Genomic DNA, 15,473 nt, shown 5'->3' with positions numbered 1-15,473 from the left:
TTTGCTATTTAGTGTTTTGGGCATTCAATTGTGACTGATTGACCACGTTTAGGGCGAATCTTCCACCTCCGTCGATGGCCTCTGCAATGGACTCAGCCCCCAATATAGCTTGATCGGCCATAAGGGTCTTATGAGTCCCAGCGACATGGGCGCTGACCAGGAGGTTCTCGATTTGGAAGAGCGGATTATCTGCAGGAGTGGGTTCCTTTTCAAATACGTCAAGGGCGGCACCAGCAATCTCATGGTTTTTCAGTGCCTGGTAGAGGGCCTGCTCGTGAACAATAGGACCACGGCCGACGTTGATAAAGAAGGCGCTGTTCTTCATTTGCTTGAACTGTTGGGTGGAAAACATACCTCGTGTTTGGTCGGTCAAGGGCATATGTACAGAAACAAAATCGGCTTCGGCTAGCCCGTCTTCTAGGGTTTCCATCTTCCGAAGGCCCACAGCGGCCATCCGATCCTGAGAAAGGAAGGGATCGTAGCCTAGTAGCTCCATCCCCAAAGCTCCAGCCCGCTTGGCCACTTGTTGCCCAATGTTCCCAGTTCCCACGATCAGAAGCTTACTGCCCATGATTTGGACACTGTTGAAGGAGGGCTGGTTAAAGGACTTCCACTGGCCGGCCCGCGTAGTAATATCATTCCACCTGAGGTCACGACCTAGGGCCATGATAAAAGCGATGGTATGTTCAGCCACAGCTAAGGCGCCCAGAGAGAGGTTGGCTACTTTGACACCATTGCGGGTGGCAGCGGCCACATCAATGTTGTCCACACCGATGCCGTTTTCCACCACTATTTGAAGGCTGGGACAGGAGTCAAAGATCCTTCCAGTAATTTTCTCGATGCGGACGAACATACCTACGATCTTATGCACATTGATCTGGTGGATCAGCGCGTCCTCTGAGGGGTTCTGCGCAACAAATACCTGGAATCCTAATTCTTCCAGTCTTTTCTTTGCATTGGGGTGGAGAGTTGGATTTGTGATCAGGATATTTCTGCTCATGGTAGGAACGACCTCCAAATAAGTTTTGGTATATGGCTCAATGTTGATTTTAGGAGCATCTCTGCTTTGTGTTACCATCATATCTCGGGATTGACATTTAGTAAATATCACAATATTATATACTATATTGAATAAAATTTAATGGAAAAGAGGGGGTATGACTATGTCACTGTCAGCCTATGAGCTGTTTTCCGCCATTGCGGAATACGGGAATATGACGAAGGCGGCGGAGTCGATGCACATCACGCCATCTGCAGCCAGCCATGCAATTAGTGCGTTGGAAAAGTCTTTTGGTTTTCCGTTGCTTTATCGGGACCGGAACGGCACGACGCTGACCAAAGATGGAGAGTGCCTGCTGCCTCAGATCAGGGCCATCCTTTCTCAAGAGGCCTGCTTGCAGGAGCGTGTTTCTCAAATCAAGGGGATGGAAAAGGGGACTGTAGGAATTGGTGTGATAGATAGTGTGTGTCGCAACTGGCTTCCAGGAATCCTGCGCTCTTTTCAGGAAAAATATCCGAATATAGAGGTCCGGATATACCAAGAGGGATACCACGCCATTGAACAGATGCTGTTGGATAATACTATAGATATGGGGTTTCTCTCCCTGCCGACCGCTGACAAATTTACTACAGTCACTTTAGCCCATGACCGTCTGCTGTGTGTCACTCCAATGGACTATGAGCCATTAAACGGATCCTATGTGACGGTCGAGGACCTTCGGACCTTGACATTGATTTTGGCACAGCGGGGATATGATAGGATTATGCGGGAGTTTTTGGAAGCTAATCAGCTGGTATTGGACCCACGATATGTCATCAATTTAGACCACTCAGTGTTGGCGATGGTGGAGAGTGGGATTGGTTGCAGTATCCTTCCAGAGCTGGTACTGCAGAATTGTGAAGGACATTATAGGGTCTATCCCATAGAAAACAATATTTACCGCACTATTGCTTTGGCCACCCTGCGAGGGAGGAGTTTGTCTCTTGCAGGTGAGAAGATGATACAGGAAATTCGTACCAATGTTGAACGATATTTAAAAAGAAGTTGAATTTAACTAAAAATAAGCAAAAAATAAAAAAGATTGTGCAATTTGATGAATTTATAAAATATATACAAAAATTGGAATGAAAATATGCGCATAATATATAAGGCTAGAGGTAACGAAGAAAAAATTGAAGTCAAACCTACATTTCGTGGAGATATCTAAAAAATGAAAGATTTAATCTGTATATATGCAAATGTGGCGAATCTGAAAGCGCCTGATAGTCTGCATCCGGGGGCAAAAGAAAGGATACTCCTTACATAGATTTGTATTAAATTGTTGACGGACTGTGTTATGATATAAAATAGAGAAAAATTCTTGTTTTACTGAGAATACCAAAAATAAAGGAGGACAAATCGATGTTTCGTTCCATTGGATTTATTGGGACAGGACACATGGGCTCCGCTCTGGCCAGGGTGGCTGCGAAGGGAGCGGCAGGCGCTCCAGTGTATTTGGCCAACCGTACACAGGAAAAGGCCAGAAGGCTGGCTCAAGAGTTGGACTGCCGTGTCGCTGACAATGAGACGATAGCTCAACACTGTGACTTAATTTTTCTGGGAGTAAAGCCCCAACTAATGGGACAGGTACTGGGTTCTCTGTCCCCGATCCTGGCTGCCCGTAAGGACAGGTTTGTTCTGGCGTCTATGGCCGCTGGTTTGTCTTCTCAGACGATTCAGGCGATGGCGGGGGCGGAATATCCTGTGATCCGACTGATGCCAAACACTCCTGTGGTGGTGGGTGCTGGTGTAATTCAGTATTGCGGTCTGGGGGCTACTGTGGAGGAATTGAAAGCACTTCAGACACTGCTTGCCCCAGCCGGTCTAGTGGACCACATTAACGAAGACTTGTGCGATGCGGCTATGTCCCTCTCAGGCTGTGGCCCCGCCTTCTGTGCTCTGATGATTGAGGCACTGGCGGACGGAGGTGTGGCCTGCGGCCTACCCCGGGACAAAGCGCAGATGTATACTGCCCAGATGATGAAAGGCGCAGCAAAGCTGGTGCTAGAAACGGGAATTCACCCCGGCGACATGAAGGACGGGGTCTGTTCCCCTGGTGGCACCACTATCCAAGGCGTCCGAATTTTGGAGGAGCAGGGATTCCGGGCTGCGGCTATGAACGCAGTGATTGCCGCTTATGAAAAGACCATCGCCTTAGGGCAGAAGTGAGCTAGATATAATAAGGAGGATCTATAATATGCGCATCGTAGTCAAAGTAGGCACCTCCACCTTAGCCCACGCCACTGGGCGATTGAACATCCGCCATGTGGAGGAGCTGGTCAAGGTGCTGTCCGACCTGAAAAACGCCGGACATGAGGTGATTTTGGTGTCCTCCGGCGCAATCGGCATGGGGGTAGGCAAGCTGAATCTATCCGGCCGGCCGGCTGATATGCCCACCAAGCAGGCCGCCGCCGCGGTGGGCCAGTGTGAGCTGATGTATACCTATGATAAGCTGTTTGCCCAGTACAACCACACAGTAGCCCAGATCCTGTTGACCGGAGAGGACGTTGACCACGACGACCGCCGGCAGAACTTTGAGAACACGATGGCCCGACTGCTGGAGCTGGGCGCTCTGCCTATCATTAATGAGAACGACACCGTTGCCACCGCCGAGATCAAGGTGGGGGACAACGACACGCTGGGCGCAATCGTAGCCTGCTCGGTGGAGGCCGACCTGCTGGTCCTTCTGTCCGACATCGAGGGGCTGTATACTGCCGACCCCCGCAAGGACCCCGCCGCCCGCCTTATCCCCACAGTGGAAGAGGTCACACCGGAAATCGAGTCCCTGGCTGACGGTAAGGGAAGCGAGCTGGCGGTGGGCGGCATGGGGACCAAGCTTCGGGCGGCCAAAATGGTCACTCAGCGGGGCTGCGATATGGTTATCACCAACGGCGCGCGCCCAGAGAACCTCTATGACATCGTAGACGGCCGGGCCGTAGGTACCCGCTTCCTGGGGAAGATTGCCCTGGAGGCCGCGCATCAAAAAGGACGGGAGACCGGGCGATGAAAAAAGTAAAGATCACCGTTCTGCGCAAGACACTTCAGGAGGACTTGGCCAGGGAATACGGAGTGGAAGGACTGTCTGCCTGTCCCATGCTTCGGGAGGGAGAGGTATTCTATGCCGACTACGCCAAACCTGACGGGTTGTGTGACGAGGCATGGAAGGCGATCTATCAATATGTATTTGCCCTGGCCCACGGGGCGGGCCAGGAGCCCTTCTACTTTGGGGACTGGATCCGCACCCCCGGTGTTGCCATCTGCTCCTGCAATGACGGCCTGCGCCCCGTCATCTTCAAGCTGGAGGCCACCAATCAGGATGTCCAAATCAATTACGTACCAGTGAGTTGAGCTCACAGACGGAAAGAAGAGATGTGCCGCTATGCCTGTAACCATGCTCCCGTCCTTCCTCTTATATTGTTTTACAGGCGGCATTACCCCCGGCCCCGCCAACCTGTGCTCCCTGTCGGCGGCCCTGCGGTATGGTCCCGGTGCGGCCCTGCGCCAATGGCGCGGGCTGTTTACCGGGTTCCTCCTCATCTCTCTGGTCTCGGTGGCCATCACTTGGCGGCTGGGCGCGGCGCTGGGCCAATACGTGGGAATGCTGTCCTGGCTGGGCGCGGTGTATATGCTGTGGCTGGCCTGGCACATAGCGCGCAGCCCGAAGTCCGGGGCTGCCAAGGACCCGGCCGCCCCCACTTTCCGGACCGGGCTGCTTATCAACCTGACAAATGTGAAAATCATGATTTTCTGTCTGACCGCGTTGAGCGCCTATGTGCTGCCCTATACCCGATCCTTCTGGGCCCTGCTGGGCGTGGGGCTGTTTCTCCCCTTCACTGGGCCGGTCTGCAACCTGGTATGGCTCTTTGCTGGGGCCTCCCTGCAGTCCCTGTTCACCAGCCACCGCGGGGCGGTAGATACCACAATGGCCGCCGCCCTAGTCCTGTGCGCGTTTAGCTTGGTATGGCCCTTTTTTACCGAGGGCCCTGCCTCCCTCGTCTCTGGTTGAAATCGAGTGTGCGCCCGTCCTTTTCTATGCTGACCTACCATGATAAAGAGGTGTTTGATATGACGACACAAGAACTGCTGCAAAAGGCCAAGGCATCCAAGGCCGCCATGGCTCTGGCAGATACTGACCGGAAAAACCGTGCCCTGCTGGCTATGGCGGATGCGCTCATCGCCCGCGCAGACCCCATCCTGGCGGCGAACGCCCTGGATATGGAGGCGGCCAGAGGGACCATCTCTGAGGTGATGCTGGACCGGCTGGCCCTGAATGAGAACCGGATCGCCGGAATGGCACAGGGTGTCCGGGAGGTGGCTGATCTCCCAGATCCGGTGGGCGTCGTCCTGAACCGAGTGGACCGGCCAAATGGCTTGGTGATTCAACGGGTCTCTGTTCCCATGGGGGTCATCGCTATCATCTACGAGTCCCGGCCCAACGTGACCTCCGACGCCGCCGCTTTGGCCCTGAAGGCCGGGTCTGCCTGCGTGCTCCGCTGTGGCAAGGAGGCCCACCACTCAGCCGCCGCCATTGTGGCTGCCCTGAAGGATGGGCTGTCCTCTGCCGGCCTGCCCAGCGAGGCACTCCAGCTGGTGAAGGACACCACCCGCCAGTCGGCGGGGGAGCTGATGGCGGCCAGGGGCCTGGTAGACCTGCTCATTCCCCGTGGCGGGGCGGGGCTGATTCGGGCGTGTGTGGACAACGCCGCCGTCCCGGTACTGGAAACAGGCACCGGCATTTGCCACATCTATGTGGACCAGTGGGCCAATCAAACGATGGCCCTGGACATTGTGGAGAACGCCAAATGCTCTCGGCCCAGTGTGTGCAACGCCGCCGAGGTGTGCCTGGTCCACCGGGCCATCGCCGAGGAGTTCCTGCCCAAGCTGCGTCGGCGGCTGACGGAGGACCGGGCTGCCGCCGGCCTGCCCCCCGTGGAACTGCGCCTGGACCGCTCCGCCGCGGCGGTCATTCCGGGCACTCCCGCCGGGGAGCGGGACTTTGACACGGAGTTTTTGGACTACATTCTGGCAGTCAAGGTAGTGGACAGCTTGGAAAACGCGGTGGACCACATCGCCGCCCACTCCACCGGCCACTCTGACGCCATTGTCACCGGCGACGAGAGGGCTGCCCACGCCTTTCAACAGCGGGTGGACTCTGCCGCCGTGTACTGGAACGCCTCCACCCGCTTTACCGATGGCGGTGAATTTGGACTGGGGTGTGAGATGGGCATTTCCACCCAAAAGCTCCATGCCCGGGGCCCCCTGGGGCTGGCGGAGCTGTGTTCCTACAAAACTATCATTCGGGGCAGCGGCCAGATACGATAGATTTGGTAAATTTTTTGTCTGGTATTTTTCCAGCTTTTGTGTATAATGAGCCCAGAGAATGACTTTTCCAGAAGGAGAAAGGATGGATTCCCATGAATCGTCATATTTTGGATTTCCTCCAGACTACCCGTGAGCTGTTGGAGTCTGACCAGGTGCGGATGATGGGCCGGTGGAAGCACCATGGCCCTATTTCCACCCTGGACCATTCCCTGTTTGTGGCCTACTTGTCCTACCGCGCCGCCAAGGTACTGGGGCTGGATGCTCGGGCCGCTGCCCGGGGAGGACTGCTCCACGACCTGTATCTGTACGACTCTAAGGATAAGTCCGCCCATCCCGGCTGGCAGTGCTTTGACCATCCGCGGGCGGCCGCTCGAAACGCCGGGGAGTTGACCTGGCTGTCCGACAAGGAGCGGAACATCATCCTGTCCCATATGTGGCCCCTGGGTGGAGCTCTGCCCAGGTCTCGAGAGGCTTGGCTGGTGGACCTGGTGGACACCCTTTGCGCCGGACTGGAAATGTCCCGCGTTTACCATCCCGCCCGTCTGCGGGAGCGGCTCGGAGTGCGCCCCCTCCTGCCCGCCTGTGCCTGATTTTTATCTCTCCTCCACCTGCTGGAGGAGAGTTTTTTTGCGAAGTTGGGGGATTTTGCGGTGAAATTGTGCTTTCTGGCCTTTTTGAAAAAATTTTCCTTGTCACGGGAAAAAAGACCTGATAATATGCTATAATGTCTATAGTCCTGATTTCAGGGCCTGTTAAGCCAGAGCAAAAGGAGAATTCAATATGCGTGATCGTCAGGCCGCTTTGGAAGCCAAACGCCAGGCTCTGCTGGAGGCGGGCGTGGATATGATGGACCCCTCCTCTGTGTATGTGGAGGACTCGGTCCAGGTGGGCGAGGGGACCCTGCTCCTCCCCGGCACCATTTTACGCGGGGACACCGTGGTGGGCAGGAACTGCCAGATTGGGCCCAACGTGATGCTCACCAGCTGCACAGTGGAGGATGAATGCGCCATCAACGCCTCCCAGTGTGAGGAGAGCGTCATTCGGAAGGGCTGCCAAATTGGCCCCTATACCCACATCCGCCCCCACTGTGTGGTAGGCGAGGGGTCCAAGATCGGCGCCTTTGTCCAGCTGAAGAACTGCAATCTGGGCAAAGGGACCAAGATGGCCCACCTGACTTATGTGGGGGACAGCGACGTGGGGGACGACTGCAACTTTGGCTGCGGCACCGTCACCTGCAATTATGACGGCTTTCAGAAGCACCGCACCATCATCGGAAGCAACGTGTTCGTGGGCTGCAACACCAACTTTGTCCCCCCAGTACAGATTGGGGACGGGGCCTTTATCGCCGCTGCTACCACGGTTACCCAGGATGTGCCCCAGGACGCCATGGTCATCGGCCGCACCCGCCAGCAGGTGAAAGAGGGCTGGGCCGCCGCCAACCGGGAGAAAAAGCGCAAAAAGTGAGGGGACGCCTCACACAACATAGGAACGGGGCCGGCGGCGACAGCCGGACCCAAAAATATTAGGAGGAAGCTGTATTATGATCGCACACGGGAAGGATATCAAGGTCTTTACCGGCAATTCCAACCCCCAGCTGGCCAAGGACATCTGTAAGGAGCTGGGCATCCCCCTCGGGAGCTCCGAGGTAGGAGCCTTCTCCGATGGAGAAAATTTTGCCTCCATCTATGAGACTGTCCGCGGCTCCGACGTTTTCGTGGTCCAGTCCACCTGCTCCTTTGTCGATGAGGGAAAGCCCGGCACCGTCAACGATTCCCTGATGGAACTGCTCATCATGATCGATGCCCTGAAGCGGGCCTCCGCCGGCCGCATCACCGCTGTTATCCCCTATTTCGGCTACGCCCGCCAGGACCGCAAAACCAAGCCTCGGGACCCCATCTCCGCCAAGCTGGTGGCCAACCTGATCACCACGGCGGGAGCGGACCGGGTGCTGACCATGGACCTCCACGCCAACCAGATCCAGGGCTTCTTTGATATCCCAGTGGACAATCTGTTGGGCTCCCCCATCTTTGTGGAGCACTTTACCCAGAAGTACGCCTCCTGCCATGATGACACTATGATCGTGTCGCCCGACGTAGGCTCCGTGGCCCGGGCCCGGGCCTTTGCCCAGAAGCTGAATATGCCCCTGGCCATCGTGGACAAGCGCCGCCAGAAGGCCAACTCCTCCGAGGTCATGAATATCATCGGTGATGTGCGGGATAAGCACGTCATCCTTCTGGACGACATGGTGGATACCGGCGGTTCTCTGTGCCACGCGGCTAAGGCGCTGGTAGAGATTGGCGGCGCCCGGGATGTTACCGCCTGCGCCTCCCATGGCGTGCTGTCCGGCCCCGCCATCCAGCGCATCATGGACAGCGTGCTGGACGAGGTGATCTTCCTGAATACCATCCCCGCGAAGCCTGGTATCCAGTGCCCCAAGATCAAGTACATCTCTGTGGCCCACATGTTTGCCGAGGCCATCAGCCACATCTACATGGAGACCTCCGTTTCTCCCCTTTTCCTGTAAGAACAAACCTCCAGGGGCGGGCTTTTGCCCGCCCCTGTTTTCAAAGAAGGGACCGCGATGTTTTTGAAAAAAGATGCCGGCGGCGTCAACTGGCTGCTGGTCTGCCTGGGAAATCCCGGAGAAAAGTACGAAGATACCCGCCACAACGTGGGCTTCATGGTGGCCGACGAGATCGGCGAGCGCCAGCACGCCCCCATCCAGAAGCTGAAATTTAGGGCGCTGACCAATATCTTCACCATTTCCGGGGAAAAGGTGCTGGTGATGAAGCCGGTCACCTATATGAACCTGTCTGGCGAGGCGGTGCGGCAGGCGGCGGATTTTTACAAGGTCCCGCCTGACCATGTGCTGGTAGTGTTGGACGATACCGCGCTGGCTGTGGGCAAACTGCGCGTCCGGAGGGGCGGCTCCGCCGGCGGACACAACGGGTTGAAAAGCATCATCCAGCACCTGGGCACAGATCAGTTTCCCCGCCTGCGGGTAGGCGTGGGCGAGAAGCCCCACCCGGACTACGACTTGGCCGACTGGGTGCTGGGCAGGTTCACCGGCGAGGACAAGAAGGCCATCGACGCCGCGGTGAAGCGGGCGGCCGACGGGGTGGAGTGTATTTTGAAGGACGGCCTGGAGCAGGGAATGAATCGGTTTAACGGGTAGGGCAGAACTTTTTGAGGAGGGTGTCCAGATGGGAGAGCTGATGACCGGGATCGCCTGCGGCCGGGCACTGAAGAAGCTGGCGGGGATGGCCCGCCCCCTGTGGGAGCGGTGCGACCCAATGCCGCTGAAGCGCGCCATCGAGAATCGATATGCCGGCGGCCCCCGGCGGGAGCGCCAGCTGGTCCAAGATCTCTATACCACCTATTATGTGGGTGCCCTGATCGCGGCGGGGGAGGTAGTGACGCCGGAATCTGTGATGAAGGCCCAGTTAGAGGACAGGCACAGCGGCAACGGCGCCCTGTACTGGGGGCTGGCCGCCCTGATCCATATCCAGTGGGAGCGCTGGGACCAGGCCCTTCAGGCCCAGGTTCAGGCCATGGCCAACTATGACGACTGCCCCCTGCGGCGGGACGTCCGGCGGGAGGTCCAGCGCCTGCTGTGCGTCACGGGCTACGCCTTGAAGATCCACAGTAGTACCCTGGAGGGGCTGGAGGACGATTTGTCCGCCTTGGCAGACAGCGCCGTTAACCGGTTCCAGCGGGTAGAGGCCCGGCTGCTGCTGGGGCGGTATCACCTGACTGTGGGAAATACCCAGGCGGCCCGGGACCATCTGGAATTTGCGCTGGCCCAGGGCGGGGAAACCTATGTCGGGCTGCTGGCGGACGACCTGCTGAGGGAGCTGGAGGGCCGGGAGCCCAGCCCGGAGCGCCAATGGCGTCGGGCCATGCTTCGGGTGGAAGAGGAAACCAGGAGGATGGCGGATACCTGCGACCCTTGGCCCCTGCTGGCGGCCCTGGAGGCTGTCCAGGCCTGTCAGATCCCTGCCCCTGCCCGCACCGGACTCCGGATGCTGGAGGCCACCGCTCTGGTCAACCTGGGCCGGGAGGAAGAGGCCGAGGCCCTGCTGGACCAGGTCCCTGACCAGGAGCAGGGGGATTACAGGATGCAGAAGCTGCAACTCAGGGCCATCCTGTGCAACCGCCGGGGCCGGACCGAGGAGGCGGAGGAGCTGGCCGGAAAGATGGAGGAGCTGATGGTCCAGGCGGGCAGGGACAATGGACGGCGGGAGGTGTTTTGCCTCCGGTGCACCGCCCGCCTCAAGCGGGGGGAGGCGGATGGACTGGAGGAGGGCCTTCGGCGGTACATCACCTGCGGCGGGCCTCTCCTTTCTCAGGTCGGTGACCACTTGCTGCTGGGCCGGTACTGCCTGGCCGTGGGGAGAATAGAGGAGGCCGGGGAGCACCTGACCTTTGCGGCGGAGCGGGGCGGGCCCATGTATGTGGGAAAAGAGGCGGCGCAGCTGCTTCGGACCCTCCGCCAATCCCCGCGGGACGGAAAAAATTAAGAGAGAATTAAGAGAATATACCTCTTTTTTTAACAGAGCCGTGCTATTCTGACCGGGCAATACATAGGATTTCAGGAGGTATTCTGTGATGAACCGATGGATTTTAACCCATGCCCGGCTAGCCTTCTGGCTGTGGACTGTTCCCTCCCTGGCCCTGTTGGTCTGGTATGCCGCGCGGAACGAGGGGGAGGGCCTAATGACCGCCTACGCCCTGTTTGCCCTCTGGGAAGCGGCGGGGTTTTGGGGGATCAACGGATTCCTGTGCGGCTGGGCCCGGCGGCCGGCCTTCCGGGCGATGGACGAGTATTGTGACCCGGAACCCCTGCTGGAACTGTGCCGCATGGTGCTGAAGCAGAACCCCAAGTCCCTTTTTTACCGGGTGTTTGAGGGCTATGCCCTGGCTCTGTTGGGCCGGCGTAGGGAGGCGGAGGACTCTGCTCACATGGCCGCGGAGCAGCCCCGGCTGTGGAAAAACCCGCCCCTTCTAGCTGTGTGGCTCACCCAGCTCCCTCCAGAGGACCCGGAGCGGGAACGAGGAGAGCTGGCCATGGAACGGCTGGTCCGCCGGCTCTCTCCCCAAAAGCGGGCTGTCCTGGCCAGGGCCGGGACCATGCGGGACCGGGCGGCCCAGATCCAGGAGGCGCGGCCTGAGCTAGAGCCTCTGCTGCTGGCCGATCTGGAACAGGCCGGCTGTACCCGGGAACAGGTAGCGGCCCACATGGCGCTGGGGATCTATTACCAGCGCCGGGGGTTGGAGAACAAGGCCCAGGAGCATCTGTCCTTTGTGGTTGCCCGCGGGGGACGGCTGGCAGTCCGTACGGAGGCGGAGCGGATGCTGTGCCGCCTATCAGGAAAGGGTTGAGGCAAGCGGGGGACAACGTCCTTCCGGTTCGCCTGGGTTTTCTTCCTTTTGGATGACCCTCTGAACGGGGCGGTCCCACTTACCGCCCTGTTCCTCTTGACACGGGCCTATTCTGGAGTAAACTTTTATCCATACCAAAGAGATCACCCCCTGTCCGGTTGGATTGGGGGCTTTGCCGCGTTGCTTCGGAGGTTTTGTTATGATGCAGCTGCTTATTGACGCCCTGAACCGCATCCCTGAATTCCAGCAGCTCCTCTCCGCCCTGGAGGGGGGCCGCTCTCCCGCCGCCCTGTCCGGTGTGGCGGCGGTCCACCGGGCTCACATGGCCGCGGGGATTGGGACGATGACCGGGCGGCCCGTGGTAGTGGTGTGCGCCGACGAAGGGGAGGGGGAACGGCTGGCCCGGGATCTGGCTGCCTTCGTAGGTCAGGAGGTGCCGGTTCTTACCCCGCGCTCCTTTACCTTCCACAATGCCGCCACCGTCTCCCGCCAGTGGGAGCACCGGAGGCTGGCCCTGATGGAGAAGCTGGCCGCGGGGCGGCTTCCCTTCCTGGTAGCCACGGTGGAGGGCTTGCTCCAGCGCACCCTTCCGCCACAGGCGCTGGAGCAGTATTGCTTCCGACTGAAAGTCGGCCAGAGCCAGGACCTGGCCCAGCTGGCGGAAGCCCTGTCGGCCGCGGGATACATCCGGTGTGACCAGGTGGAGGGTGTGGGCCAGTTCGCCCTCCGGGGCGGCATCCTGGATGTGTATGCCCCCGGTATGGACGCCCCAGCCCGGGTGGAGTTTTTCGGGGATGAGGTGGACGCCATGGGTTCCTTTGACCTGTCCACCCAGCGGCGGACGGAAAATTTGGAGGAGGTCCGTCTTCTCCCGGCCGCCGAGACGCTGCCTCAGCTGGCCCCAGGGGGACTGGCCGGGTTGTCGGAGCGGCTCCGCCAACTGGCGGCTAAGGCCGCCCAGAACGGCTTAAAGGAGCTGGCAGCCACCTTGGAGCAGGACCGGGAGGCCATTTCCCAGGGCCGTTCCTTCCCGGCTATGGACCGCTATCTGCCGTTGATCTACCCAAAGGCGGCTTCCGCCGCCCACTATCTCCCCGGAGATGCCTGTGTGGTATTCTCCGAATGCGCCCGGGTGGCTGACCGGGCCAAGACCTGGCAGTGGCAGCTGGATGAGGACGTGAAGTCCCTGCTGGAGCGGGGGCTGCTGGATGGCTCCTGCGGCGAGCTGTCCCTGACCTTCTCCCAGCTCACCGCCCTGCTACGGGACTGGCCGGTGGTCTATCTGGACTCCTTTACCACCTCCGCCTATCCTGACCCGCCCAAGGTGCTGCTGTCCATCACCGCCAAGCAGCTTCCCTCCTTTGGGGCCAGTCTGGAGACGGCGGTCCAGGACTTGGCTCACTACCAGAACAGCGGCTTTTCCTCCTTGGTGCTGGTGTCCGGGGAGCAGCGGGCCTTGGATCTACAGGGACTGCTCCGGGAGCAGAAGGTAAAGTCGGCTGTGGATTTCCAGATGAAGGAGCTGCCCCGGCCTGGGCAGACGGTCATCACCGTGGGCGGCCTGTCCGGGGGAATGGAGTATCCATCCATCCAACTGGCCGTCATCACAGAGGGCGACCCGCGGGCCATCAAAAAGCCGCGGGCCCGGAAAGACGCCACCAACCGGCAAAAGCTGAAGTCCTACGCCGACCTGTCCCCCGGCGACCTGGTGGTTCATGAGCACCATGGAGTGGGCCGCTATGTGGGTATGGTCAAAATGCAGGTAGACGGCGTGGAGAAGGACTATGTGAAGATCGCCTATGCCGGCACCGATGTGCTCTATGTCCCAGCCACCCAACTGGATATGGTGTCCAAGTACATTGGCGGCGGCGAGGACGCGGCGGAGACCAAGAAGCTGAACAAACTGGGGGGCACCGAGTGGGAGAAGGCCAAGACCCGGGCCAAAAAAGCGGTTCAGGACCTGGCCAAGGGGCTTATTCAGCTCTACGCCCAGAGACAGCGTCAGCCAGGATATGCCTTTTCTCCTGATTCCCCATGGCAGAGGGAGTTCGAGGAGCAGTTCGAATACACCGAGACGGAGGACCAGTTGCGCTGCATCCAGGAGATCAAAACAGATATGGAGCGGGCCTCCCCAATGGACCGCCTCCTCTGTGGCGACGTGGGCTACGGAAAGACGGAGGTAGCCTTCCGGGCCATGATGAAGTGCGTGCTGGACGGCAAGCAGGCCGCTATCCTGGTGCCTACCACCGTATTGGCCCGTCAGCACTATCTCACAGCCCTGCGCCGCTTTGCCAAATATCCGGTGAACATTGACGTGGTGTCCCGGTTCCGTACCCCCGCCCAGATGAAGGAGACACTGCGTCAGGTGGAGAACGGTTCGGTCGATATCCTGATTGGCACTCACCGCCTGTTCAATAAGGATGTGAAGTTCAAGGATCTGGGGCTGCTGGTGGTGGACGAGGAGCAGCGTTTCGGTGTGCAGCACAAGGAGAAGCTGAAGGAGCAGTTCAAGCAGGTGGACGTCCTTACCCTGTCCGCCACCCCCATCCCACGCACACTGAATATGGCCCTGTCCGGTATCCGGGATATGTCTACCTTGGAGGAACCGCCGGCGGACCGCCAGCCGGTCCAGACCTATGTGCTGGAGCACGATTGGGGGGTGTTGGCCGACGCCATGCGCCGGGAGCTGGAGCGGGGCGGCCAGGTCTACTACCTCCACAACCGGGTGGAGACCATCGACCGCTGCGCCGCCCGTGTTCAGATGCTGCTGGGGGAGGATGCGGCGGTGGGTGTGGCCCACGGCAGGATGACCCAGGAGGCCATCGACGACGTGATGAGCCGGATGACCGACGGGGAGTTGAACGTGCTGGTGTGTACCACCATCATCGAGACGGGCATCGACCTGCCCAACGCCAACACCCTCATCATCGAAAACGCCGACCAGCTTGGCCTGGCCCAGCTCCACCAGATTCGGGGCCGGGTGGGCCGGTCCAGCCGCCGGGCCTTCGCCTATCTGACCTACCGTCGGGGCAAGGTGCTCACCGAGGTGGCCTCCAAGCGGCTGGAGGCTATCCGGGAGTTTGCCGAATTTGGCTCCGGCTTCAAGATCGCCATTCGGGATCTGGAGATCCGGGGGGCGGGCAATGTGCTGGGTCCGGAGCAGAGCGGCTTTATGCTCTCGGTGGGCTATGATATGTACTTGAAGCTGCTGGAGGAGGCCGTCCTGCTGGAGCAGGGACAGGAGGTCCCCACACGTGCCGAGTGCTCCGCCAACCTGTCGGTGGCCGCCTCCATCCCCGACCGGTATGTGCCCTCCCCGGAGCAGCGGATGGACCTGTACCGTCGCATCGCCGCCATCCGGGAGGAGAGCGACGCTGACGACCTGGTGGATGAGCTTATCGACCGCTACGGCGAGCCTCCAAGGACTGTAAACAACCTGATCTCCGTGGCGCTGCTCCGGGCGGACGCCGCCCGGGCCGGCGTCACCGACATCGACCAGAGGAATGGCTGCCTGCTGCTGACCATCCCTCAATTCGATCTGCGTCAGGTATCCCTCCTGTGTGGAGATCGCAAGTACAAGGGCCGGCTCCTTTTCTCCGCCGGGGAGCTCCCGTATCTCTCCCTGCGGCTGAAGCAGGGGGAGGACGCTCTGCGGGCGGCCCGTACCCTGGTGGCCGACTACGCCGCCGGAGGTGAGGGGCCCGTGGAGGAGTGACCGCCCGCCGTGGCC

14 protein-coding genes are annotated in these 15,473 nt (G+C 59.4%); 13 read left to right on the top strand and 1 reads right to left on the bottom strand.

Annotation, left to right across the window (positions count from 1 at the left end):
* Nucleotides 1–4: 4 nt before the first annotated feature.
* Complete coding sequence (locus H8S11_RS11140) at nt 5–1,000, bottom strand: hydroxyacid dehydrogenase (protein WP_186853186.1); 996 nt, start codon at nt 998–1,000, stop codon at nt 5–7.
* Nucleotides 1,001–1,163: 163 nt separating this feature from the next.
* On the opposite strand from H8S11_RS11140, the gene H8S11_RS11135 reads away from it, so the two are divergent.
* From H8S11_RS11135 to mfd, 13 genes are all read left to right on the top strand, one after another.
* Entirely contained in the window at nt 1,164–2,048 is an 885-nt protein-coding gene (locus tag H8S11_RS11135; RefSeq protein ID WP_186853185.1) for a LysR family transcriptional regulator, read from the top strand.
* A gap of 353 nt (nt 2,049–2,401) precedes the next feature.
* Nucleotides 2,402–3,208 (top strand): pyrroline-5-carboxylate reductase, encoded by an 807-nt coding sequence (gene proC, locus H8S11_RS11130; RefSeq protein ID WP_186853184.1) that lies wholly within the window; start codon nt 2,402–2,404, stop codon nt 3,206–3,208.
* A gap of 28 nt (nt 3,209–3,236) precedes the next feature.
* Entirely contained in the window at nt 3,237–4,046 is an 810-nt protein-coding gene (gene proB / locus H8S11_RS11125) for a glutamate 5-kinase (protein ID WP_186853183.1), read from the top strand.
* On the top strand, nt 4,043–4,387 hold the full coding sequence (locus H8S11_RS11120) for a TIGR04076 family protein (RefSeq protein WP_186853182.1): 345 nt from the start codon (nt 4,043–4,045) through the stop codon (nt 4,385–4,387). The genes proB and H8S11_RS11120 overlap by 4 nt, the downstream gene beginning before the upstream one ends.
* Before the next feature lie 31 nt (nt 4,388–4,418).
* Nucleotides 4,419–5,045 (top strand): LysE family transporter, encoded by a 627-nt coding sequence (locus H8S11_RS11115; protein ID WP_186853181.1) that lies wholly within the window; start codon nt 4,419–4,421, stop codon nt 5,043–5,045.
* A gap of 59 nt (nt 5,046–5,104) precedes the next feature.
* The gene (locus tag H8S11_RS11110) at nt 5,105–6,361 is read left to right on the top strand and encodes a glutamate-5-semialdehyde dehydrogenase (protein ID WP_186853180.1); all 1,257 of its coding nucleotides are present in this window, start codon (nt 5,105–5,107) and stop codon (nt 6,359–6,361) included.
* 92 nt (nt 6,362–6,453) lie between these two features.
* Nucleotides 6,454–6,951 carry an HDIG domain-containing metalloprotein gene (locus H8S11_RS11105; protein ID WP_147572609.1) on the top strand — a complete coding sequence of 166 codons (498 nt, stop codon included), beginning with the start codon at nt 6,454–6,456 and terminating at the stop codon, nt 6,949–6,951.
* A 190-nt stretch (nt 6,952–7,141) separates the two neighbouring features.
* On the top strand, nt 7,142–7,825 hold the full coding sequence (locus H8S11_RS11100) for a GlgC family sugar phosphate nucleotidyltransferase (RefSeq protein WP_147572611.1): 684 nt from the start codon (nt 7,142–7,144) through the stop codon (nt 7,823–7,825).
* Nucleotides 7,826–7,901: 76 nt separating this feature from the next.
* Entirely contained in the window at nt 7,902–8,885 is a 984-nt protein-coding gene (locus tag H8S11_RS11095) for a ribose-phosphate pyrophosphokinase (protein ID WP_147572613.1), read from the top strand.
* A 57-nt stretch (nt 8,886–8,942) separates the two neighbouring features.
* Nucleotides 8,943–9,536, top strand: a complete 594-nt coding sequence (gene pth, locus H8S11_RS11090; RefSeq protein WP_147572615.1) for an aminoacyl-tRNA hydrolase — start codon at nt 8,943–8,945, stop codon at nt 9,534–9,536.
* Nucleotides 9,537–9,564: 28 nt separating this feature from the next.
* Complete coding sequence (locus H8S11_RS11085) at nt 9,565–10,881, top strand: tetratricopeptide repeat protein (protein WP_147572617.1); 1,317 nt, start codon at nt 9,565–9,567, stop codon at nt 10,879–10,881.
* A gap of 88 nt (nt 10,882–10,969) precedes the next feature.
* Entirely contained in the window at nt 10,970–11,743 is a 774-nt protein-coding gene (locus tag H8S11_RS11080) for a hypothetical protein (RefSeq protein ID WP_186853179.1), read from the top strand.
* Between the two features lie 202 nt (nt 11,744–11,945).
* On the top strand, nt 11,946–15,458 hold the full coding sequence (mfd, locus tag H8S11_RS11075; RefSeq protein ID WP_186853227.1) for a transcription-repair coupling factor: 3,513 nt from the start codon (nt 11,946–11,948) through the stop codon (nt 15,456–15,458).
* Nucleotides 15,459–15,473: the final 15 nt, after the last annotated feature.

The organism is Flintibacter hominis, assembly GCF_014287965.1.
Taxonomy (GTDB): domain Bacteria; phylum Bacillota; class Clostridia; order Oscillospirales; family Oscillospiraceae; genus Lawsonibacter; species Lawsonibacter aceti.
Note: the sequence above shows the minus strand (reverse complement) of the source record. Positions and strands in the feature narration are given on the sequence as shown.